Source organism: Deltaproteobacteria bacterium (assembly GCA_019310525.1).
GTDB lineage: Bacteria > Desulfobacterota > DSM-4660 > Desulfatiglandales > HGW-15 > JAFDEE01.
In genome coordinates, this window is sequence record JAFDEE010000065.1 from 1 (window position 1) to 22,450 (window position 22,450).

19 protein-coding genes and 1 pseudogene are annotated in these 22,450 nt (G+C 51.5%); 19 read left to right on the plus strand and 1 reads right to left on the minus strand.

Translation table 11 applies throughout. From position 1 onward, the window contains the following. Positions 1-112 precede the first annotated feature (112 nt). Together JRF57_11970 and JRF57_11975 are read left to right on the plus strand one after the other, a co-directional pair. The gene (locus JRF57_11970; GenBank protein ID MBW2304416.1) at positions 113-724 is read left to right on the plus strand and encodes a GyrI-like domain-containing protein; all 612 of its coding nucleotides are present in this window, start codon (positions 113-115) and stop codon (positions 722-724) included. A 96-nt stretch (positions 725-820) separates the two neighbouring features. Further along, complete coding sequence (locus JRF57_11975; GenBank protein MBW2304417.1) at positions 821-1,711, plus strand: nitroreductase family protein; 891 nt, start codon at positions 821-823, stop codon at positions 1,709-1,711. A 109-nt stretch (positions 1,712-1,820) separates the two neighbouring features. Here JRF57_11975 and JRF57_11980 read toward each other — a convergent pair whose 3' ends face one another. Then, positions 1,821-3,359, minus strand: a complete 1,539-nt coding sequence (locus tag JRF57_11980; protein ID MBW2304418.1) for an AMP-binding protein — start codon at positions 3,357-3,359, stop codon at positions 1,821-1,823. 933 nt (positions 3,360-4,292) lie between these two features. On the opposite strand from JRF57_11980, the gene JRF57_11985 reads away from it, so the two are divergent. The 17 genes and pseudogenes from JRF57_11985 to JRF57_12065 all read left to right on the plus strand — a co-directional run bounded on the left by JRF57_11985 (position 4,293) and on the right by JRF57_12065 (position 22,052). Beyond that, on the plus strand, positions 4,293-4,490 hold the full coding sequence (locus tag JRF57_11985) for a hypothetical protein (protein MBW2304419.1): 198 nt from the start codon (positions 4,293-4,295) through the stop codon (positions 4,488-4,490). Next, positions 4,484-4,666, plus strand: a pseudogene (locus JRF57_11990) (amino acid ABC transporter ATP-binding protein). The gene JRF57_11985 and the pseudogene JRF57_11990 overlap by 7 nt, the downstream one beginning before the upstream one ends. Before the next feature lie 331 nt (positions 4,667-4,997). After that, a complete protein-coding gene (locus JRF57_11995; protein MBW2304420.1) occupies positions 4,998-5,741 on the plus strand; it encodes an amino acid racemase in 744 nt (247 codons plus the stop codon). 27 nt (positions 5,742-5,768) lie between these two features. Further along, a complete protein-coding gene (locus JRF57_12000) occupies positions 5,769-6,767 on the plus strand; it encodes a D-cysteine desulfhydrase (GenBank protein MBW2304421.1) in 999 nt (332 codons plus the stop codon). 1,441 nt (positions 6,768-8,208) lie between these two features. Continuing rightward, the gene (locus JRF57_12005) at positions 8,209-8,781 is read left to right on the plus strand and encodes a response regulator (GenBank protein MBW2304422.1); all 573 of its coding nucleotides are present in this window, start codon (positions 8,209-8,211) and stop codon (positions 8,779-8,781) included. A gap of 68 nt (positions 8,782-8,849) precedes the next feature. After that, positions 8,850-10,793, plus strand: coding sequence for a methyl-accepting chemotaxis protein (locus JRF57_12010; GenBank protein MBW2304423.1), 1,944 nt, complete (start codon positions 8,850-8,852; stop codon positions 10,791-10,793). 30 nt (positions 10,794-10,823) lie between these two features. After that, positions 10,824-12,572 carry a chemotaxis protein CheW gene (locus JRF57_12015; protein ID MBW2304424.1) on the plus strand — a complete coding sequence of 583 codons (1,749 nt, stop codon included), beginning with the start codon at positions 10,824-10,826 and terminating at the stop codon, positions 12,570-12,572. A 22-nt stretch (positions 12,573-12,594) separates the two neighbouring features. After that, entirely contained in the window at positions 12,595-13,086 is a 492-nt protein-coding gene (locus tag JRF57_12020) for a chemotaxis protein CheD (protein ID MBW2304425.1), read from the plus strand. An 18-nt stretch (positions 13,087-13,104) separates the two neighbouring features. Continuing rightward, a complete protein-coding gene (locus tag JRF57_12025; GenBank protein MBW2304426.1) occupies positions 13,105-14,175 on the plus strand; it encodes a chemotaxis response regulator protein-glutamate methylesterase in 1,071 nt (356 codons plus the stop codon). A gap of 13 nt (positions 14,176-14,188) precedes the next feature. Beyond that, entirely contained in the window at positions 14,189-14,569 is a 381-nt protein-coding gene (locus JRF57_12030; GenBank protein MBW2304427.1) for an STAS domain-containing protein, read from the plus strand. After that, the gene (locus JRF57_12035) at positions 14,550-15,221 is read left to right on the plus strand and encodes a HEAT repeat domain-containing protein (GenBank protein ID MBW2304428.1); all 672 of its coding nucleotides are present in this window, start codon (positions 14,550-14,552) and stop codon (positions 15,219-15,221) included. The genes JRF57_12030 and JRF57_12035 overlap by 20 nt, the downstream gene beginning before the upstream one ends. A 16-nt stretch (positions 15,222-15,237) precedes the next feature. Next, positions 15,238-16,077, plus strand: a complete 840-nt coding sequence (locus JRF57_12040; GenBank protein MBW2304429.1) for a protein-glutamate O-methyltransferase CheR — start codon at positions 15,238-15,240, stop codon at positions 16,075-16,077. Positions 16,078-16,096: 19 nt separating this feature from the next. Further along, complete coding sequence (locus tag JRF57_12045) at positions 16,097-16,465, plus strand: response regulator (protein ID MBW2304430.1); 369 nt, start codon at positions 16,097-16,099, stop codon at positions 16,463-16,465. A gap of 18 nt (positions 16,466-16,483) precedes the next feature. After that, positions 16,484-19,081, plus strand: a complete 2,598-nt coding sequence (locus JRF57_12050) for a chemotaxis protein CheA (protein MBW2304431.1) — start codon at positions 16,484-16,486, stop codon at positions 19,079-19,081. A gap of 57 nt (positions 19,082-19,138) precedes the next feature. Continuing rightward, positions 19,139-20,404 carry a fused response regulator/phosphatase gene (locus tag JRF57_12055; GenBank protein ID MBW2304432.1) on the plus strand — a complete coding sequence of 422 codons (1,266 nt, stop codon included), beginning with the start codon at positions 19,139-19,141 and terminating at the stop codon, positions 20,402-20,404. Continuing rightward, positions 20,376-21,209: a response regulator gene (locus tag JRF57_12060; GenBank protein MBW2304433.1), complete on the plus strand. Its 834-nt coding sequence runs from the start codon at positions 20,376-20,378 to the stop codon at positions 21,207-21,209. The genes JRF57_12055 and JRF57_12060 overlap by 29 nt, the downstream gene beginning before the upstream one ends. Positions 21,210-21,212: 3 nt before the next feature. Beyond that, complete coding sequence (locus JRF57_12065) at positions 21,213-22,052, plus strand: HDOD domain-containing protein (protein MBW2304434.1); 840 nt, start codon at positions 21,213-21,215, stop codon at positions 22,050-22,052. Positions 22,053-22,450: the final 398 nt, after the last annotated feature.

The following is a 22,450-nucleotide window of genomic DNA, read 5'->3' on the forward strand; positions in this document are numbered from 1 at the left end:
GAACAAGCGAATGGACCATACGCCGAAAAAGGCGCTCCACCTGGTCGTCATTCAGCTGGCGCTCCTTAGTGGAATGTGAGGTTAATTCTTAGATCTCAAGTGGAAAATACCGATGAAAAAAATAGATTACAAAAAAGAACTCAAGTACCTGTACAAGCCTTCCACCAAGAAGGTTGAAATTGTTGAAGTGCCAAAAATGAACTTTCTCATGATTGACGGTGAAGGAGACCCAAATACATCACAATCATTCCAGGATGCAATTGATGTCTTATATCCACTTTCCTATGCCATAAAATTTATGGTCAAAAGAGGAGAAATAGGTATTGATTATGGGGTATTGCCGTTAAAGGGTCTTTGGTGGGCTGATGATATGTCATCGTTCAGTATAGAAAATAAGAAAAACTGGAAATGGACATTGATGATTATGCAACCAGAATTTGTCACAAGAGAAATGGTAGAAAAAGCGACAGAAGAAGTAAGAAAAAAGAAAAATCCGGTTGCACTGCCCTCAGTACGATTTGAATCTTACAACGAAGGAGAGGCTGCCCAAATAATGCATATTGGACCGTTTTCAGAAGAAGGGCCGACAGTTGAGAAGGTGCATTCATTCATTGCTGATAACGGCAGCCAGAAAGTTGGTAAACATCACGAAATATATTTGACTGACATAAGGCGAGCAGCACCGGAAAAATGGAAAACAATTATCAGGCAGCCAATGTTGTAAAAGGATCTAATAAGCCGGCTCAGAAGAATAAGGACGTATAATCCCGCAAGAACCTGACTCGTGCCCATCCATATGGTTATGCAGGAGGCGAAATCAATGAGATTGAACGACCATCATATCAACCAGGAAACCTGCGAACGATGTGGATTATGCGTCGAGATATGCCCCGATCGGATCATCGGGAAAAATAAATCCGATGATATTTACTTTCGAAAAGATCGGTTTGCTCTGTGTATGCGATGTGGACATTGTATGGCGATTTGTCTTGCCAAATCAGTGATTGTTCCTGGTCTATCTTATGAAAAAGACTTTTTTGATTTGCCCAAAGGTGATGTGGATTGGAAGAGTTTCTTCACCCTGATCTCTACCCGACGGGCAGTCCGTACATACAAAAAAAAGCCGGTACCGAGAGATGTTCTTGAGAAGATCGCAGAAGCCATATCTCTGGCACCTATGGGATTCCCACCCCACAAGATAGAGATTACCATCATAAGCCGAAGGGACGACATTGAAAAGGCATTACCTTTCATGGTGAAGTTTTATGAGGATTTACAGAATTGGATAAGCAATCCCGTTTCCCGCTTTTTCATGAAGCGCAGATTGAGACCGGAAGTTTTCAACACATTAAGGAATCATGTCGTACCGATGATGAAAATCAGACTGCCTGACATGAAAAATTCCGGGGAAGATATTTTTACCAGGGGTGCGCCTGTTCTTTTCTTGTTTCATGCAAATCGGGGGGCTGAGAATCATTCAGAAGATTTGTTCATTGCCCTGACGTACGGATTTTTGGCAGCCCATGCATTGGGTCTCGGTGCGACCGCCGTCAGTCTCGTGCCTCCAGCGGTCGAAAGGATCCCGGAACTAAGGAACCTGTTTAAGATCCCTGATGAAAATGAAGTGCTTGGCTCTTTTATTACCGGTTATTTGCGACATCGCTTCAAAAGGGGTATACGAAGGCAATTGGGTGGTGTGACCTGGGTTTAGCAGGTTTTTGAAAAACGTGGCGGGCAATGGGGGGAGAACACGGAAAATCCGGAACTTTACTTTCGGTGAGGTGGATTCCGGTCCAACACTTCACTGCCCAGGGGGTTTGTCATTTTCCTCCCTCCGAGATGCCTGCAAGGGCCTTACGTCTTTTTTCCTGGACTTCATGCTTAAGTTCTCTCTTGAGTATCTTCCCTGCGGCGCTTCTTGGGAAATCCTCCACCAAGACATATTCTTTAGGGACCTTGTATGGTGAGAGACGTGTTTTGAGATAGGACTTCAGGCTTTCTTCTTCAATGGTCTTGCCGGGTTTTGGAATGATAAAAGCCGCAACCCGTTCACCCCACACCGGGTCGGGGAGGCCGATGACAGCACATTCTTGAATTTCCGGCCGAGTATACAGCGCTTCCTCCACTTCCCTGGAATATACGTTTTCCCCTCCTGTAATAATCATGTCCTTGAGCCGGTCCACGATATAGAGATAGCCATCTTCGTCAAAGCGCCCTATGTCTCCCGTCCGGAACCATCTTCCCTCCCAGAATGCCTCACGAGTACTCTCGGGATTTTCAAGGTAACCTTTCATGATATTAGGACCCCGAACGCAGATCTCTCCCTCTTCACCATCCCCCAGGGGCTCTCCGGATCGGATGTCACGGATCTGGATCTCCACGCCGGGAACCTCGGTCCCCACAGAGCCAATGACGTGTCTGTAGCGGTGATTATAAGTGACCGTCGGCGCCGCCTCTGTCATCCCGTATCCTTCATAAATCCCCAGGTCCGTCCGTTCCCTCCATTGGCGGACCAATTCCGCCGACATGCTGGCGGCCGCGGAGAAACAATACCGGACAGCCCCGATCTTTTCCTTTAGCCCCTCAAGGGCCAAAAAGCGGACATAGATGGTGGGAACCGCGAAAAGCTTGGTCACTCTACCTGAACCCAGAAGGTAAAGCACCTTGTCCATGTCAAATGAAGGAAGCAGTTCCAGGGACCCGCCACTCAGAATAGTAGCATTCAGTATATGCATCTGACCGAATACATGGCTAAAGGGCAGAAAGCACAGTGCCCTGTCGGTCTCCAGGGAGCGCTCGTTGAAAACGATCGTATTGATGGCCGCGTTGATGTTTTCATGGCTCAATTCCACACCTTTGGGAGCTCCCGTGGTTCCGCCCGTATACAGGACCACCGCTGTATCCGTTCGATCTCTGTCCAGGGCCTTGAAATCACCCTTCCCACCGTCGATGAGTTCTTGGAGCGTTACTTCACTTACAGGAGCGATTATCTTCTCCAGGATTCCTTCATGCCTCAGTCCCGAGAGATCATCAATTTTGTCATTGTCGGTGAAGACAAGCCTGGGCTTGCAATGGCTTATCAGGAGGGACAACTCCTCCCGTTTCAATAGCGCCGAGAGAGCAATCACGACTGCTCCAGCCTTCAGGACTCCAAAATAAAAGATAACCCAATCCACGGAATTTTGTGCGCAAAGCCCGATATGATCTCCGGGCCGAACCCCCATCCGTATAAGGGATGTCGCAACCCGATTTGCCAGGTTGTCGAGCTCCTCATAGGTAATGACGGCGGATCCCTCGCTCAAGGCGGGCCGCTTCGGGAAATACAGAGCGGATCGTTCAAGGTTCCTTCCAATGTTCATATTCTGTACCTCCTTGTCACATGTGGGAAGGCAAAAAAAGCGCCAATTCCGGAAGGATCGTCAATATGATGATGGCAGGTGGCAGGCAGTGGAGCGATCAAAAAAGGCCGAATACCCTGAAAGATCGGGGCGCTTGAAATTTTTCCCCACTTTTTCAGGGCCCAGACCCTTCGGGTCGGAGGCCTGATCTTGAACAAACATTGAACGTTTTTCAAAGGTCTCGTATTAAGTCCCCGGACGATTCATGATGTGTGCCAATCCAGCCGTCCCAGGTAAGTTCTTGGAAAAACGAGAGTTCAACCTTTTCAAGCATTCAGATCATACTACAAAAACATGCCGACGTGACAAAAATCTACAAACATTCGACCAAAAAATGTATTTTCCTGTAAGCGCATCTTCGGTAACCTTGACTCTTAGACGATTCAGATAGTAATTTTTATCCGCCTTCGCATAAGACCACGGGCTTGCCTGTGGATGAATGTGCAAACAATTGTTGTGCTACGGCGTGATGTCCCCCAAAGCTTAAGGCGAGTAACCATGGGTTTACCCGTGGGGCTCCATGTGAATTTCGTTGGGGAGGGGAAAAAGCCCTTTTCTTTATAAAAGTGTTCTTGAATGAAACCATCCTTGAAAAGTGAATGGTTTTGGTTCTGCTCCAAGTTCCAACCGATCGGTGGTCGTTGACCAATGGGGTGATCAAGCCGTGAAAAATCTTTCTCTCAAATGGAGCATTTTTCTTTTTTACCTGGTTTTCGGCCTGTTGCCTCTGGGGGGCATCTCGTGTCTCACAATGTTATCTTATACCCGGACCATAACTTCCCTCACCGATCAGCATGTAAATGAACTGCTCCAGCCCTCTCTGCCTATAATGATTGAGCACTCACCCAATGATAAATTAATGTAGAAAGAAGAGGGAGAGAAAAGGAGACAGGGGTGACAAATGCAAGAATTGGAGATGAAACAGTGGTTGATGATGAGCTTAGCGGTTTCATGATGCCCAGGGGGTCTCGGAGTGGAGGGGAGGGTAGCGACCCGGAACGGAGAGAGCCCCTGACACCACCTGTTGAGGTAGTCCCCTTGAAAGGGGACGAGAGACTGGACCCGGAAGTCCCGGCCATGGCCTGGAGATGATAAAAGAGGTCCTGGATGTTATGATTGATCTGGCCAAGGGAGGCATGACTATGCTATGTGTAACCCACGAAATGGGCTTTGCACGTGAAGTCGCCGACGAAATAATCTTCATGGACAACGGCCAGATCGTCGAGCGCGGCAGCTACAACGAATTTTTCAACCTGAATCTTGCATAAACAATCTTGAACCCGTTAAAAAATTCATTGAAATTCTCCCTGTTAGGTAGTACCCGAAGGGGATGGAAGTTCAGCCCGATGGGTGAGAACAAAATAAAGAATAATATTTCAAGATTGTTTACCCTTCGGGAGCGTCGATTTTGCCGAATCTGCTTCGTTATCGACCGCTTGCGGTAGGAGACTACAGCTGCGCGGTCGATGCCTTGCATATTCGGCAAACTTGACGCTTGCAAGATCCAGGTTCAATAATCCCAAGACCGAAAGGGCCAAAGTCTTCCTGGACCAGATCCTGGAATAGGTCGCTTGGTGAGCAGCGAAGGGAGGTTTTTCTGTGGACGAGCAAACCATCGGAATACTGGGCGGCATGGGACCCGAGGCTACGTTGACCTGTTATGCCCGCATCATCGCCAACACCCCTGCCGCAAGGGATCAGGATCACTTGCGGGTGATAATCGATTCCAACCCCAAGGTGCCCGATCGAACCCGGGCAATCCTGGAGCAGGGCGAGTCGCCCTTTCCGGTTCTTATAGCGGGCTGCAGGGCCCTTGAGCGGGCCGGGGCCGATTTCATCATTATCCCATGCGTAACAGCCCATTTTTTCTGGGAAGATCTTTTGTCTCAGAGTCCCTTGCCCTTGATATCCCTGTTGGACACGGTGGCGGAAGCCATAGCCAAATACCATCCGGAAATCAAGACAGTCGGTCTTTTGGCCACCAGCGGAACTATTCAAAGCGGAATATTCCAGCGACGTTTGGCGGCAGCGCATATCGAGACCCTGGTCTGTGACCAGGCGGAGCAGGAACGGATCATGTCCGCCATCTATAAAGTCAAAAATTCCTCGTCCCGCCTCTCGCGGGATGCCATCACCGCTGAATTGGTGGAGATCGCCCAAAGGTTGCAGGAGCGGGGTGCTCAGGGTATCGTGGCAGGCTGTACCGAAATACCCCTGGTCCTGGGACCCGAGCACCTCACGGTGCCTTACTTTGATTGTCTTTTGCTTTTGGCCAGGGCGGCTATCCGCCGTGCCGGCCTTGAACCGGTACCTATTGGAGAGGAGGGGAATATTCCCCTTTAGAAGGAATCCACAGAAAGGAGAGATGAGATGAACTTGGCACGTTTCCCCCGTAGGCGTTACAGCACCGGACCGTCTCCCATAGAAGAACTGCCGCGGCTTACCCGGGCGCTGGGCGGACCGCGTATATTTATGAAGCGCGATGATCTGTTGGGCCCGGCTGCAGGGGGGAACAAGACCCGCAAACTGGAGTTTGTGGTGGCCGATGCCTTGGCCCGAGGGGCCGATACCCTGATTACCTGCGGCGCTGTTCAATCCAACCACTGCCGGCTCACCTTGGCGGTGGCGGTCAAGGAAGGATTGAAGTGTTGCCTGGTGCTGGAAGAACGCGTGCCCGGCAGCTATAACCCCAGGGCCGGCGGCAACAATCTGCTCTACAGCCTGATGGGGGTGGAGCAGATCAAGGTGGTGCCGGCCGGCTCGGACATGATGGCCGAGATGCAAAAGGTCGCCGAAGACCTGACCGCCCGGGGCCGCAGGCCCTATGTGATTCCAGGGGGGGCCTCCAACGAACTGGGTGCCTTGGGTTATGTCGCCTGTGCCGAGGAGATCCTCTCCCAGTTGTTTGATATGGGGCTGGTGGTGGACAGAGTGGTCTGCGCCAGCGGAAGCACCGGCACCCAGGCAGGACTGGTGACAGGCTTTTACGGCAACAACAGCGGCATCTCCGTGGTGGGTATCAATGTAAGCCGTCCCAAGGAGGAACAAGAAGAGTTGGTCTATGACCTGGTGCAAAGAACCGCGGCCAAGGTCGGAATAGCCCAGGAGATTCCACGCCGGGCGGTGCTCTGCTTCGGAGATTACGTGGGACCAGGATACTCACGACCCACTCCCGGTATGGTGGAGGCGGTGAAGCTGTTGGCCCGAACCGAAGCCATTCTCCTGGATCCGGTTTACACCGGAAAGGCCATGGCCGGCCTGATCGACCTAGTCCGGAAAGGATTCTTCAGAAAAGACCAGACACTGCTCTTTGTTCATACCGGGGGCTCCCCCGCCTTGTATGCCTATCTGGACAGCTTCCTGGATTAAGCCTGAAATACATCTCCCCATGCCATGCTCTTGAATCGTAATCCAGTGAGTACTTCAATTCGATATCAGGCTCCAGGAGGCCGATGGCGCCTTTTCTTTCGTTCTGAGGCTCCCGGGTTGGTGTTTTCAGCAGCTTATCAGCGAAGGACACTGGCCCGCCGCTCTTTGGCGGGCCGGCCCCCTCCGCCGTTCTCCCGCTCTAAGCGAGCGTGAGCTGCGGCTTCCCCCACTGATAATCCCGCCGGTCACTTCAGAAAAGGGGCCATTGACCCCTGCTCGAGCCATCCGTGTTCACAAAAACAACCGATCGAACACATTAAGCCTCTGTACCCGGGTTTTCCTTTGCAAATGTAAATAAGATTCCCTGCATATTTCGACCCTTTATCTGTGCTGATTCCGGGAGACCTTTGAAAAACGCCCCCTTTTGCCCAATTTCTGCGTCAGGCTTAAATTTCAATCCTCAAAATACTAAATGTATTCCTGTGGTTGAAATTTTCGCCTTCCTTGAACTTGATTTCGCCTTCCTTGAACTTGACCAAAAGGGGGCGTTTTTCAAAGGTTTCTCCGGGACCGAAATACGCCGGGCTCCTGGAGAAGATCCCCGAGCCCCGCCTCAAGCAAATTCAAAGAGGCACCGAGTCGAAGGGCCTAAGAGTTTTACATAGAACCATTGCCCGCACCACTGGGAGAAAGGGGTATGGGGATCTTTTCGGAAGTGACCTGTTGGGAGGCCTTCGTTATTTCAAGGGGTTAGGGATGGGGGAAACCCCGGCTCCCGCTTGTAAAAGCGGGAGAACGGTGGAGGGGGCAAGAATCCCCCGTCCCTAACCCCTTTGAAATAACCAGGCCGTGAGACCGGGAACGAGGAAAAGATCCCCATGCCCCTTCAATCTGATCCGGCGAATACTTCAATTCGATACCAACCTCCAAAAGGCCGATGGCGCCTTTTCTTTCGTTCTGAGGCTCCCGGGCTGGTTATTTCAGCAGCTTATCAGCGATGGACACTTGCCCCTTCTGGCGAGGCTTGTCCGCCGGTTGTCTGGCGGGCCGGCCCCCTCCGCATTCTCCTGTTCTAAAAGAGCGGGAGCTGCGGCTTCCCCCACTGATAATCCCGCCGGTCACTTCCGAAAAGGGACCATCGGCTCTTGTTCGAGCCATCCATCTTCACAAAAACAACTTTCAGAGGTCTCTCTCTAAGAGAGCGGGGCTTCTGCTTCCAAGAAACTGTATTCACGGACAGCCCGTTTGTGCTTGGAAAGGGGGAAAAGCCCCATCCGGAGGTTTAAAGGGAGGTAATTATGCCACCTTTATTAACTCATTGAAAATAAGACTGATTTACCTCTCTCCAGGCTTGTTTTCTAAAAAACTTGCAAGTGATCAGAGGACTGGTGAGGTGGTCGTTTTGCCACCCATCTTGAAAAAAATCTGCTCAGAGAATCACGTGAAATTTTTTCGTGACAGGATTAATCTAATAAAAACAGCAAGATGGAAATTTGTCATCCTGAGGGGCACAGAAATTGCCTTACCGGTTAGAAGACCGTGGAAGAATTTTTCAACTGCCGGTCGTGATTTTGAAAAGGAGGGGCAGATGGCGGACAAGATTTGGGTAGCCGATGATGACCTGTTTTACAGAAAACTTATCTCTGAAGTGCTAACGAGTTACGGATATGATGTAATGGCAATGCATGACGGGACCCATTTGTTGGGAGTGCTTGAAGAGGAATCTCCCGAACTGATCGTTCTTGATGTTTTCATGGCACGAAAGAGTGGAATTGAATTGCTTGAGGAGATGAACCGACTCTTTGAGACTCGGGGGGAAGATCGGATACCTGTAATAATGATTACAGGGGATGACTCAAGAGAAACTGAAATAGCAGCACGACAAGCAAAAGCCGATTTTTTTTTGTTAAAACCCTTTTCAGGTCAGGAACTCTATGAAGTAGTTTATCGAATGATCAAAGAGAAAAAAAGAAGAAGATGCTTGAAAGAGAAGAAAGGCCTGAAAAGCGATTAAGGCCCTGGAGCCGGTTAAACCGGTTCCTCAAACACAAAAACAACTTACAGCAGTAAAGGAGGAAAGAAATGGCAAAATTGGCAAATCCCCCAAAAGCAGAAGATCTTGAGGGCGTCAGGTCTTCTTCAGAAAGAACCAGGGTAATGGACATTGAGGGTCAACGGCAACTTGCAAGGGAACGGGCGAAAAAGAAGGCGGCAAGCCGAACAGCCGCAAAAAGACAACAGGCCGCGGAGCGTATTGCTGCTGCTGCAGAAGAACTCGCCAGCGGGACCGCTGAGGCGAATGCGGCGGCTGAACAACTCAACAAGGCTATGGAACAGATATCGTCAGGGGCCACTCAGGCAAGCGCAGCCACTCAACAAGGGCAGACAGCAGCCGAGGAACTCGCCAGAGGCGCGCACACGAGCAGCGCAGCGGCTCAACAATCCCTGGACAAGGTGAATCGATTGCAAAAATTGATCGTAGAGACATCGGCCGACATCGAAAAGTTGATTGCGAATGTGGAACTCGCTGCTGATAAAAACATGGAATCCGCCAGGATGATCGGGGAATTGGAAAAACAGGCAGACGAAATCGGACAGGTTGTAAGAACGGTCGCAGGAATTGCGGATCAAACCAACCTGCTTGCCCTTAATGCGGCCATTGAGGCGGCCAGGGCGGGGGAACATGGAAGGGGATTCGCCGTGGTCGCAGACGAGGTAAGGAATCTTGCCGAAGGTGCCGAGAAATCGGCACGCAATATCCGCGATCTGGTAGGTGAGATTCAGAATGATGTCAAAACGGTTGCTCAGGACACAAAAGAGTCCGGAAAAAAGGCCCAGGATGAAGTTGAAAAGGCTAAGATCATTACTGAAAAATTGGTCAAGATGAACAAAGACATGAAATTCGTGCTTACGGGTTGTGAAGAAGTGAACACCCTAAGCGCCGAGATTGCAGGTGCGATCGAACAGTTCAGAAAAGGAATGGAAGTGATCGCAAGCGCTGCAGAAGAAGCGGCAAGCGCTTCCGCTGAGGCTTCCACTTCAACAGGAGAGCAATTAAAGGCACTGAAGGACGTTGAATCCGCAACCGAAGAACTTGCCCAGATGGCGGAAAACCTGAAAGTGAATACTGATTCAGAGAAGAGCAGCGAGGAACTGGCATCCGCCGCAGAGGAGTTGTCGGCCACTATCGCTCAAGTCAATGCAGCATCCCAGCAGATAATGGCTGCAATCCGACAGATCGCAAAAGGGGCCGAGGAACAAGGTTCAGCGACCCAGGAATCTTCATCCGCAATAGCTCAGATCGATCAGATAGCAAAAGATATCGGTCGGAAGGCGAAGGAGTCCCTGGAAAAGGTCGAAGCCCTTCAAAAGGTGTTTACTGAAACCAAGAATGCCGTGGATGAGTTGATCGAGGGTATCGGGGAGGCGGCTGAGGGGAGCTTGAAATCCGGTGAAAATATTAAAGCCCTTGAAGGAAGGATGCGACAGATCGACAAGATCGTTGACGCCATTACGAATGTGGCCATGCAGACCAATCTATTGGCGGTGAACGGCGGCATTGAAGCGGCCCGAGCCGGCGAATACGGAAAGGGCTTTGCGGTGGTTGCTTCCGACATCCGGACCCTGGCCAATGACTCGGAGCAGAATGCGGAAAAAATTAAAGACCTTGTTCGTTCAATTCAGGACCAGGTTCTCATCGTGGCCGATGACATTCAGCAAACAGGTGTAAGTGCCCGTCAGGAGGTGGAAAACGCGAAGGAGACCAATAGAAACCTGGCCATGGCGGAAGGAGACATGAACGAAGTTCGGGAAGGCGTTTTCCAGATCCGGAATGCCTCAGAAGAAGCCGTCAAGCAGGTACAGGAGGCCCGGGCCGGAGTAGAGCAGATTGCAGCCGCGGCCCAGCAGGCGTCGAGTGCGGCCCAGCAGGCCTCAGCCAGCGCCACGCAGCAGGCCAGGGGCATGCAGGAACTGGCTCAGGCTATAGAGGATATCTCTGCCCTTGCAGACGAGCTTCAAGCCTGAAAAGGGCCATTCAGATTAAGGAGATCGACCATGCACGAAGAAACGCAGATACAAACAATGGAAAGCCAGCTTGTCGCCTTTTCCCTTGGAGGTCAGGAACTGGCGTTTCCCATTGTAATGGTTCAGGAAATCGTTAAACCTTCAATGATCACCCGATTGCCGAATGCCCCCGATTATGTGGAAGGAGTCGCTAATCTCAGAGGAAGTATTCTCCCGGTAGTCAACCTGAGACATCGGCTCGGTATGGAGGTGAAGGAGCAGGACGAAGAGACCCGCGTGGTTGTCTTGAACGTGGACGGGACTGCGACAGGAGTTGTAGTGGACAGCGTTTCGGAAGTCCTCCATGTCGACGAGAAGAATATCGAGGCACCACCGGATATGGTAGAGGGGATCGAGGGTCAATACATCCAGGGCGTCGCCAAAACGAGCGGCGGAAAACGCCTCACCATGGTCCTTTCAGCCGATAAGGTCATCCCCGGACAGGATCAGGATAGCGTGAAACGAATCGGAACTTCCCTGGACGGCGGGACTCGTGGAAACCTCAGCGACAAAGCCCGGCAAACAGAAGACGAAGAACTGCTCGTGACTTTCAAGCTTGCGGGTGAAGAATTCGCGGTGGACATCATGCGGGTCCAGGAGATTGTCAGGGTAGGAGAGATCACCAAGGTGCCCAAGGCACCGGCGTATATTCTGGGAATCACCCTGTTAAGGGATCGACTGCTCCCAATAGTGGATCTCAGGGTTCTTTTGGGAATCGAAACATTGGAGAGAATCCCTTATGAGGGTCAGAGCGAGGAGAAGGCTCCCGACGGGAAAACCCTTCACACGGATGATACGGAAGATACCCGGCGTATTGTGGTCCTGGACATGGAAGGTGTTCTTACCGGGATACTGGTGGATTCAGTGTCAGAGGTCTTGCGGTTACCCAAGAGCAGAATCGAAGCACCTCCGTCCATTATAGACAGGGAACAGAGCTCGAAGTTGAAAGGGGTGGGAAAGTTAGAGAACGGATCAAGGCTGCTGATGCTCCTTGACGCTGACAACCTTATATCAACGGACCAGAAGAAGGTCCTTGCCGCTGCAGCCGGACCTGCCGTGGATCGCAGGGAGCGCGCCGGGGATGAAGAGAGGGCGGACGAGCGCCAGGTGGTTTGTTTTATGATCGAAGGGGAAGAATACGGCATAGACATCATGAAGGTCCAGGAGATCATACGAATCGATGATATCACCAGGATTCCAAACGCCCCGGAATTCGTCGAAGGGGTCGTGAACCTGCGCGGCAGCGTCCTGCCCGTGATTGACCTGCGTGGACGGTTCGGGATGGAAAGGACCGGCAGGGCGGATCAGAACCGGATCGTGGTGGTTGATATTTCAGGAAAGACCACCGGGATCATCGTCGATTTTGTGAGTGAAGTGCTCCGTATTCAGGGCTCTATGATCGAACCGCCTCCTGAGGTGATTTCCGATTTCGGTTTGAAGGCCCGCTACATCGATGGGATCGGGAAGCTTGAAGAGGGCAGACGGACCATCGTCCTGATCAATGCTGACGCCCTGCTTGCAGTGGATGAGAGCAATGTCATGGCTGCCGTCAAGGAGGCCGGGACCTTGGAGCCGGAATCCGGGAATCCGAAAGTCGACGTAGGATCCAAAAAGACTTCGAAGCGGACCGCAAGCAGGAAATCGGCCTCCGGCAAAAAGCCCCTCAATACGGAGAAAAAGACGAACGGAAAGGCGGGGAATACAACCAAGAAAAGAAACACTTCCAAAAGTTCAAAGTGATAGCGCAAAGAGAAGAAAAAACATGGAAGGCGAACTGCTGCTTAAGACCGGTGAACTGGCGATCGGGGAAGGGCAGGATGTTCTCTGTACCAGGGGGGTGGGTTCCTGCATAGTAACCTGCCTTTGGGATAGGAAAAGAGTTCTCGGCGGCATGGCCCACATTCCCCGCCCCGCCGCGTCTGAAGAAGATGCGGCGGGGCGGGAATGGTCAGCCGTTTCCCCCGAGATGGCGATCCCGCGCCTCCTTAGAATGATGAGAGAAAGGGGTGCCAGGAGGGACCGCATCTCTGTCAGGATCGCAGGGGGAGGGAATATGTTCCCCGTGCAGGATTGTTATTTCATGTGTGATATCGGGAAAGAGATATTGGAAAACACCCGGTCGGTCGTTTCCGATCTGGGTCTTTGGATTGCCGGGGAATCGGTCGGCGGTCCATACGGGAGGAGCGTGTTCTTCGACGTGGCCGCTGGAACGGTGCAAGTCTTCTTTACGAACGGAGATATGATCGAGTTGTAATCATACAGGAGGAAGAGCATGAGAAAAAGAATCAGGGTGCTTATTGCTGATGATTCAGCTTTGATGCGAAGGGAACTGCGGAGAATCATCGAGAGCGATCCTGATATGGAAGTGGTTGCGGCGGTTCGAAACGGCCAGGAGGCTGTAGAGCAGACCAAGGCCCTGGATCCCGATGTGGTGGCCCTCGATATCAACATGCCCGTGATGGACGGATTGACAGCCCTTCAATACATCATGATGGAATCGCCGAGACCCGTTCTCATGGTGAGTTCTCTTACCCAGGAAGGCGCCCTGTCCACCTATGAAGCCCTGGAACTGGGGGCGGTGGATTTTGTCGGAAAACCGGGAGGGACCATTTCGAAAGATATTCACCTGGTGGCTGACGAGATCCTGTACAAAATTCACTCTGCAGCGGGCGCCAATACCTCGCGCCTGAAGTATGGGAAAAGGCGGAAGAAAAAGAGTCCGGGGAAAGTCTCCAGGACCGTCAGCACCGGCAAAGACCTTCCAGGAAAAGTTGTAGTCATCGGAGAGTCCACCGGTGGTCCCAACACTATCATGGATATCCTGCCCGTGTTACCGGCGGACCTGGGTGCGCCCGTCATCGTTGTTCAACATATGCCGAAATCTTTCACTCCGTCCTTTGCACAGCGACTTGACAAGAACTGCGCCTTGCCTTTCAGGGAGGCGAAGAGCGGGGACATCATCGAGAATAATTGCGGTTACCTCGCTCCTGGGGACATACACATGACATTGGCTCCCAGGGGCATGGGAAAGGATGGAAATATCGTGCGCCTGACAAAGACCCCTCGAGACCCCCTTCATAAACCGTCGGTCGATGTGACCATGAGATCAGTACTCTCCTGTTATGGGGAAAACACAATAGCTGTCCTGCTCACCGGCATGGGAGCGGACGGCGCTGAGGCCATGGCGGAGATCCGTGAGGCGGGTGGACGCACTATCGCCGAATCGGAAGAGACGGCTGTGGTATTCGGCATGCCGAAAGAGGCGATCCGCAGAGGAGGTGCCGAGTTCGTGCTTCCCTCTTATGAGATCGGGGAGAAGATCGTTGAATTGGTCAAGACTTAAAGGAGATGGAATAATGGCTCATGTGTATGAGAAGTTAAAAGATTCCCTGGCATTGGTGAAAGTGGGTCGTGAATTGTCGAGCGGCAGACGGTCTGCAGTAAACGAACTTCGCGATCTTTGTTGCAGCCTTGAAAAGCAAGGGATCAACAAGTTCGTTCTGGAATTTTCCAATGTCAGGCTATGTCCCAGTGTTGTCTTCGGCAACCTCATCGTGCTTGCGAAACGACTCAGGGAGAGAAAGGGGGGCGTTGCCATCGCCGCTCCATCGCCCCAGGTGAGCAAGGCTGCCAGGATTACAGGGCTTGAAAAGTGTGTCCCCAGTTTTGATTCCGTCGATGAAGCAATTCGGGTAATGGAGAAAAAAGGAGTTGATTATGGGACCGACGTTCACTGAATTGCTGAAGGATCTCAGGAGTGAAGAGGAATCTGATCGACGCTATGCAGTCGAGGATCTCGGTGATTTGGGGGATCCCGCCGCGATACCGGTTCTGGTCAAGGCTCTGGAAGACGAAGCGGTTGCCGTAAGGGAAGCGGCTGCAGATTCCCTGATTGCCATAGGAGGAAAAGAGGTCTGTGAACAAGTGCTTCCACTTCTCTCATCTGATGACGCCCGCATACGGAATTATGCGACAGAAATCCTCGAACAGGTCGGGGCGGAGGCCGTGGAGGGCCTGATTCGGTTATTGGGTGATTCCTCTCCTGATGTGAGAAAGTTTTCACTGGATGTTCTCGGGAAAATCGGCGAATTGAGCGAAATCAGGGCCATCAAGGATATCGGTTCACTCCTGGATGACGAGAATGTCAACGTGGCCTCGGCCGCGGCAGAGGCCCTGGGCCGGATCGGAGATCCTTCAGCCGTTCCCGTACTTGTAAAACATCTGAGCGGTGAACCCTGGCTTCAATGCAATATCCTCAGCGCTCTCTCGCAGATAGGGGGGGAGGAGGTCAGGAAGGTCTTTCTGGGCATCGACCCCGAACGCTTGGCTCCGGAAGCGCGCTATTATTATGACATGGCAAAGCATATGTTCGATACGGATCGGGTTTGAATCGGGAGAGAATGCAATGCGGGGAAACGATGAAATCACGTGGAGCGATCTGTGCAAGGTGAGAGATCTCATATTCAAGGAGACCGGAATCTATTACGAATCAAAGAAAGAAGACTACCTCAAGGCGCGTGTGCTCAAAAGGACGAAAGAGACCGGAGCAAGGACTTTTCAGGAGTACTACCACAACCTGGTTTTCGGGCGTAAAGACGGAGAGGTCCTCTCCCTCATCGAAGAATTGACGGTTAACGAAACATACTTTTTCAGGGATTTCCCCCAACTCCAAGGATTTGCCGAAGTGGTGCTTCCAATATATCTTGAAAAGAAACGTTCAGCCGGGCAATTCACCCTCAAGATCTGGTCCGCTGCATGTTCAACGGGCGAGGAACCCTATACCCTCTCGATTATCCTCCGCGAGATGATAGAAGATTATGACCTGTGGGATCTCCGGATCGATGCCACGGACATCGACCGCCGCGTCCTCCGGCAGGCGCGGCTGGGCTTATACGGAGACAGGTCCATGAAAGACACCCCGGTACCTTACAGAACGAAATATTTTCAAAAGACATCAGATGGATGGCGGATCCTCCCGTCTGTTAAAAAGTGTGTAACCTTTGAACAACTCAACCTCGCCGATCGTTCCATCATGCGCCGGAAAAAAGGGTACGATTTCATCTTCTGCCGAAATGTCTTGATCTATTTCAATGACGTATCCAGAAAGAGAGTGGTGGCTAATCTCTATGATGCACTCTTGCCCGGTGGTTACATATTCCTGGGACATTCCGAGTCGATCGGCAGGATCACCGCGGCCTTTGTGCTCGAGAGGATGGGGGATTTTCTCTGTTACCGTAAACCGTGAAATATTTAGGGAGAATAGAATGTCAAAAAAAATCTTGATCGTGGATGATTCGGAGATCGTCCTGAACCTTCACTGCTTTATTCTGGAAGGGTCAGGGTACCGTTGCACCCGGGCGAATAACGGTTTTACGGCCCTTGAAATCCTGATGAAAGAGCCCTTCGATCTGGTGATAACCGACATCAACATGCCCAGGATGGACGGTTATGAACTAACCAGGAGAATACGGAACATCGAGGAATACTCAGATGTCCCGATAATAATAATTTCTACGGAAGAAGAAGCCAGGGATAAAATGAAGGGAATGGAAGCCGGCGCAAATGTATACATTGTAAAACCAGCCCAGCCGGAGGTCCTCATCACAAACGTGAAAATGCTGCTTTCTGAATAACTAAAAGAGGTGCTTGAGATGTTTCCTGCCAATTCTCCTGAAGATGCAACACTTCTTTTGGAATTCATCGCCGAATCCCTTGAACATCTCGAAGGGATCGATAATGAACTCCTTCAGTATGAAAATGATCCTGACAACAAAGAACTCATCGACTCCATTTTCCGGGCGATTCACTCAATCAAAGGTACTTCGGCTTTTCTCGGATTAAAAGATATCAATGGCTTGGCCCACAGGCTCGAAACCCTTTTAGACATGCTGAGAAACGGACAAAGGAATCTTGATGAAGACATTATGGAGGTCCTTCTCTCGGGATTCGATCTTGTAAGGGCCCTTATCGAGGAACTGAATCAAAAGATCGACCAGCAGATTGAGTCAGAGGTGGAGCCGAACGATCGGCGTATCGAAAACCTCCTTTCCTCATTAAGCGCCTATATCGACGAACCCGATCCGGAAGATGCCAAGGACGAGCAGTCCAAGAGAAAAAGGGCAAAACCGGGCCCTACAGGTAGAGATGACGGTTACAAGATAACCGAAAAAATGATCGAAGAATTCAAGGTGGAGGCCTTTGAGCATCTGGAGGTTTGCAATGACGCCCTTATCGCTCTTGACAAGCAGCGAGACAGCCGTGATGCCGTAAACAGCCTTTTCAGAGCCATTCACAGCGTCAAAGGAACATCGTCCTACCTTGGACTTGAGAACATCTCCGGCCTCTCACACGCTTTTGAAGGTCTTCTTGAGTTTCTGCGCAGGAGAAAAGAATTCCGTGTGGCTGACGCCCTGCTTGATATTTTCTTCGAGACTGTGGACGCCCTAAGGGCCATGGTGGAGGACCTTGATGATGAAAAAGCCAAAGAAGCCGGCAGGAAACTTTTAGAATCCCTTATTCACGAAAAGGAAAAGATCCAGGAAAGCGGCGGGGAAGACTTGCTTTCGGAAGAAGAATCTGTATCTTCCACCGACCCGAACGCCATCTTCCTGGATGCAGCTTCTCAGCATCTTCAGACCATCAAGGCATGCCTCAGCAAACTTTGTGAAAATAACTCTCCCGACAACAGCGTGTTGGACATGCTTTTCCGGGCCGTTCACTCTTTGAAAAGCAGTTCGAACTACATGGGAATTGATGAGATCGCAAGGGATGCAGGACTTATTGAAGATCTTTTGAACGATGTACGGCAGGGAACCCAGCCGATCGGCCCGGCACTTACTGATCTTACCGGTGATCTAATTGAATCCATTGAAAAAAACCTGACCTGCATCAACGAGGATCAGGAGAGGGAGGACGCTCACCAAGAGACCAACGACTCAACCGTAAGCAAAGCGAATGATGTCGTCGAACCGCCTAAACAGATCCCGGAGTCAAAATCATCCCGGGGAAAAAGTTCAGCTTCATTATCAACCGCATCAGCTTCCATATCCCCCCCAAAGACCATGAGGATCGATCAGCGGCTCCTGGATGTATTCATGAATCTTGTAGGAGAATTGATAGTGGCACGGAACGGATTGAGCCACGTGGCCAGGCTGTTGAATCAGGATTCAGTGCATATTCGAGAGGTGTCAAAAGATCTCCAGAAGGCTGCACAGACCATAACCAGGATCTCCAATGAAATGCAGCGAAACGTCATGGAGATGCGGATGGTTCCAATCCGTAATGTGTTCCAGAGGTTTCCAAGGATCGTGAGAGACCTTACCAGGAAGACCGACAAAAAGGTCAACCTGATTCTGCAAGGCGAAGAGACCGAAATCGACAAGGGGATCGCGGAAGACATCGGGGATCCGTTGGTCCATATTATCCGAAACGCTGTGGATCACGGTATTGAAAAACCCGATGAGAGGACAAAGGCCGGAAAACCCGAGAACGGCACTATTATCCTCAGGGCTTCCCATGAAGGGAACCTCATCGTTATCGAAGTCATTGATGATGGGGCCGGGATCAACCCGGACGTGATCCTGAAGAAGGCACTGGAAAAGGGGCTCATTACAACCGAACAGGCCGAGAAGATGGGTCGTGAGGATGTGTTTAACCTGATTTTCCTTCCCGGGTTCAGTACGGCCGGTAAGATCACCGATGTTTCGGGCCGGGGAGTTGGGATGGATGTGGTCAGGGCCAACCTGACGAAACTGAAGGGTAATGTGCGGGTGATGTCGGATCCCGGCAACGGGACTCACATCCGCCTGGAGGTCCCCCTGACCCTGGCCCTTATTGAGGCCATGCTCGTGGGGGTGGGAGGGGAGACTTACGCGGTTCCCGTTGAATCCATCAAGGAGACGGTGAAAATAAAACGATCCGAGATAAAGTCTTTGATGAATCGGAAGGTTTTTTCCCACCGGGGAGAAGTAATCGGGGTGGAAATGCTTTCCCGTCTTCTTGGTTGCTCGTTGGATCGGCAACAGGAAAAAAACGGCAATGAAGTGCCGATTCTTATCCTGAACACCGGAAACGAACGTCTTGGGATAGCGGTGGATGGGCTTTACCGGAAAGAAGAGATCGTAATCAAGCCCCTGGCTGATTATCTGACCGGCATACCCGGATTGGCAGGGGCTTCCATACTTGGTGACGGACGGACGGTCCTGATCCTTGAACCCGGGGATCTTCTCGCCATGGCTACACGGAACTAAGCCTGTAATCAGAAGACAATGGACCGCCTGGGGGCGGTTGAGACAAGGGGCTGTAATATGAGTGATGGGAAACCCATGATCCGAAAACCGGATGATCCTGAAACCCTGTCCCATTCAAAGGGGCCGGGGACGGTTCTGGTGGTGGATGATTCGGAAGTTGTGCGGATGATGATTTCCCATACCCTGCGGATCGATCGTTATCGAGTCCTGGAGGCGTCCGATGGAATCCGGGGTATGGAGTCGGCACTCCGGTATCGTCCAGATGTGGTCATCAGCGATATCATCATGCCTGAAATGGATGGTCTTGAGCTGTGTCGACGAATCAGGAGCAACACGTGGACCCGGGATATCTTTTTCATCATTCTCACGGCCCTCGAAGATCGCGAGGCCAGGGTACAGGGCCTTGCCGCAGGATGCGATGAATATCTTCAAAAGCCTGTTATGCCCTATGAATTACGCCTGCGACTCCGTAATGCAATGCGGCTTAAGAAGGTACAGAGGGACCTGAACGAACGGAATGAGCGTCTTTACAAGGCGCTGAAGAGGCTCAGGGAACAGCAGGAAGAGATCGAATTGGCCATTGAAGAGGCCAGAAGAACCTATGTCAACCTTATGCCCCGGTCTGTGGAACAATGGGGAGGGTTCACGATCGAGTTCATGGTGGAAGCATCCGAAAGGGCTGCAGGTGACCACATTGATGTCCTTGATCTCGGGAACTCGAAGAAGGGGCTTATTCTGGCTGATGTTTCAGGACACGGTATTCCGGCGGCCTTTGTAACGGGGATGGTGCATGCACGCCTCCACGCCCAGTGGGATGCGGACATGGATATCGCTACGTTTCTGAAACAACTAAACGCATATCTATACGCGCACACTCTTCCGGAAACCTACCTGACCCTATTTATAGGGATTCTCGATACGCGTTCCGGGGATCTGGATTATGTCCTTGCCGCCCATCCGGAGCCGGTATTGTGCCGGAAGGAGGGAGGGATTCAGTTTCTCCCGGAATCCACCACCCATGCCCTCGGCATATTCCCTGAAATCTCCTGCGATATTTCAAGCTTGAAGATAGAGAGGGGTGATGCCCTTTACGTCTATTCGGACGGGTTGAGCGAGGGATTTTCCATGCCGGGAAAGGCAGGTGTCTCTATGGACCGGCTGGTTATGGAACACTACCTGGAGCATCCCGGGGCGGGCTTGAGATGGTTTCTGGATCGCCTGGTTCGTCATAACCGGGGAAGATCTCCTGATGATGACCTGTCGATCCTCTTGATCAGGAGGGAGGGGCAAGGTGATGAAATGCAAAGTGATGGTAGTAGATGACGAGCAGGGAGTGCGGTCGTGGATATCTCACCTGCTTCGGTCCAAAGGGTGCGAAGTCCTGGAGGCCGCGGGTTTTAAAGATGCCCTGGGAGTATTGGAGCGGGAGGATGTTGATGTCTTGGTCACGGATATCAGGATGCCTGATGGATCGGGGCTCGAATTGTGCAAATTCGTCAAAGAAAAACGGCCCGATACCCGCGTCGCAGTGATGACAGGGCACCATTCGGAGGAGCAGGCGATTGAGGGGCTGCTCTGCGGCGTGGACTATTACCTGAGGAAGCCCTTTTCAAACGACGATATCCTGGATGCCGTTTCCAGCTTGAAGACCCTTTGCGAGAAGTCGTCAAGCATAGGGATCATGGATACCCGCCCGGGGTGGCACGAGTTTTTTATCACGTCATCAGAGGATTCTCTCATAAAGCTTCAATCCTTTCTCGGGGCTATGCTTAAGGATCGTCTGGACGAAGAGCGTTACTGGGACCTGCACCTTGCGGTCAACGAACTGGGCCGAAACGCAATAGAGTGGGGAAACAAGAATGACGCTGGATCCGTTGTAAAGATTTCTGTGGGTATCCTTGACAATTGCGTGACCATAAAAATAGAGGACAAAGGAGAAGGGTTCGACGTAAAGAGGACCCTTGAGGGGATCGGCAAAGGGTCCCTGGAGGAGCGAGAAGAAGAGCGAATAGCCCAAGATCTAAGGCCGGGAGGCATGGGTATTCACCTGATCAAAGAGACGGCCGACAGACTTGTCTTCAATGAGAAGGGGAATCTGGCGATCCTGTCTTTTCGTCTGGGAGGTTGAATCATGGAACCCTTGTCCCTTCAAGAACTCGCTGAAAATATCCGCTGCGCTCCCTCGTTCCCATCACCTCCATCCATCGTGATCTCCGCCCGTAGACTTATCAATGATCCAAACAGCACTATCAAGCAGATAGCAACCCTGATCGAAAGTGATCCTGCAGTCGCGGGGAGAATACTGCGGGTGGCCAATTCCGCCCTTTACGGGTTGAGCAGAAAGGTATCAAGTATCGAAACAGCCTTGGTTGTCCTAGGCATCCGGACGACTTACCAGATCATCCAGGCGGTCGGGGTCGCATCGTCCTTTTCCGGTCGCCTGGATCCCGGGTTTATTCAAAGGCTCACACGTCATTCGGTCCTTGTGGCCACGACCTGTTCCCTGATCGCAGAGGGTGTGGGAATTCGGTCGGACGGTGAGATTTACACAGCGGGGCTTCTCCATGATATGGGACATGCAGTAATACAAGCAGCGGCTCCGGCACACGGCGCTTTCCTGATGACGCGCGGGGACCCCCTGGAAATGGATTGCAAAATGGAGCAGAGACTTATCGGGGTTGATCATTGCGGGGCCGGAGGCCTGCTTGTAGAGACCTGGAGTCTGCCTGAGACATTGGGACAATGCATGGAGAGCCATCACCAACCTCTTGAGGAAGATACCAAGCCTTCCATTCAGGGCGTTGTACGTCTGGGAGTGTATCTTTCAGAGTGGTTTCAACAAACGAAGAAAAGGGAAATCCCGGTTATTCCGGAAGACCATTTCGCGTCCGGAGTATCGGTTGGAGAAATTTTCCAGAGTCTTGAAGAACGCATGGAAGAAGTTGTTGAAATGGGCAAAGTCTTAAGTTAGTGCCCATCCATAAATGGCCCTTTTCCCTAATCTTACGCCTTCGTTATGGCTACGGCGTGATGTCGCCCCGTAGCCGAAGGCGAAGACGGGTATTTTGGGGGACCACGGGTTTACCCGTGGGGCTCCATAGGAAGAAAAGATCCGGAGAATTTTTTTTGACACATAAGCTCCAAGAACCTTCCTCACGGTTGCCGATACAGTGGCTTGTAAGGGTTCACGGCAGACTGGCGGTTTAAAGAGGCTGTTTAGAAACTGCTGCGCTTGCTGTTTTTTTCAACAGCCTCTTAATGTGAAAGCGGACGATATCAGGGGAGAGTGAAGAATGAGCGATAAGATTTGCAGGGAAATGGAGCAAAAAATAGAAGAGATGGAGCAGAAGATACTTCGCCTGAAACAAG